At 43.1% G+C, this 1,255-nt stretch carries 1 protein-coding gene and 1 pseudogene; both read left to right on the forward strand.

Features of this window, described 5'->3' with window-relative positions:
* Positions 1 to 546: pseudogene (locus tag L654_RS0101190) on the forward strand (ABC transporter ATP-binding protein); the annotation flags it as partial.
* A partial coding sequence (locus L654_RS0101195) for an ABC transporter permease (protein WP_024607003.1) occupies positions 543 to 1,255 on the forward strand: 713 nt, incomplete at its 3' end. The pseudogene L654_RS0101190 and the gene L654_RS0101195, both read left to right, overlap by 4 nt.

Genomic DNA, 1,255 nt, shown 5'->3' on the forward strand with positions numbered 1-1,255 from the left:
CCAGAGGATAGGCTTGGGCGAGGAGCCGTGCCCACTATGGATTTAGCACAAAATGCACTGCTTACTAGTTTTGATAGTGGGCTGGTTAAAAATGGCTTTTTAGTAAAACAAAAAATTACTGAGCTTGCTAATAAAGTCATTACAAAATACAAGGTTAAAACGCCAAGTTTTCGCACTCATGCAGCAAGCCTTTCAGGTGGTAATTTACAAAAATTTATTATTGGTCGCGAGGTAGAGCAAAACCCAAAACTACTCGTTATGTCGCACCCTACTTGGGGAGTAGATATAGGCGCACAAGTGGCGATACATGAAGCTATTTTAAAGCTTCGCGACGAAGGGTGTGCGGTACTCGTTATTTCAGAAGATTTAGATGAACTTTATAAAATTTGCGACCGCATTGGCGCAATTTGTGATGGCAAACTGTCTCCTATTTTAAATACCGATACCGTACCGCTTGTGCAGTTAGGGCAGTGGATGGCTGGCGACTTTAGCGATGTTTTTAATAACCAGCCTAAAGTACACACACCACAAGGGGCACTCGCATGATTAAATTAGAACCACGTGTTGAACGCTCACCGGCTTGGAGTTATCTCTCTCCTGTTTTAGCTATTTTACTCACATTAATAACCGGTTACGTGGTGTTTGCCTTATTAGGGCATGATCCTCTAAATGCCCTGTATACATTGCTTATAGCACCTGTTGCCGATTGGTATGGTGTAACTGAGCTACTTGTAATGACCATTCCTATTTTGCTATGCGCCTATGGCTTAGCGCTTTGTTATAGAGCATCGGTTTGGAATATAGGCGCAGAAGGGCAACTGCTTATTGGTGGTGTATGTGCAAGTGCTGTAGCCGTTAACTTTGTTGATTCAACAAGTGCTTTTGCAATGCCACTTACATTACTCGCTGGTATTGCAGGTGGGATGTTGTGGGCGGGGCTTGCTGCTTTTATGAAGCTGCGTTTAAACACCAATGAAATTTTAGTCACCATAATGCTCAACTACATAGCAGTAAATGTATTGCTGTGGGCTGTTCATGGGCCACTCAAAGATCCTCACGGTTATAACTTTCCTGAAAGTGCATTGTTTGGCGATAGTACGTTATTACCTGTTTTATTCGACGGTACTCGATTGCACTTAGGCCTGGCGTTTGCGTTATTAGCGCTATGCGCCACATGGGTTTTTATTAGTAAAACCTTTATAGGCTTTCAAATACAAGTACTTGGGCTTGATGCATCCGCGGCCAAAATGGCGGG

The sequence above is a fragment of the Pseudoalteromonas sp. TAB23 genome, from assembly GCF_000498075.1.
GTDB classification, from domain to species: Bacteria; Pseudomonadota; Gammaproteobacteria; order Enterobacterales; family Alteromonadaceae; genus Pseudoalteromonas; species Pseudoalteromonas arctica.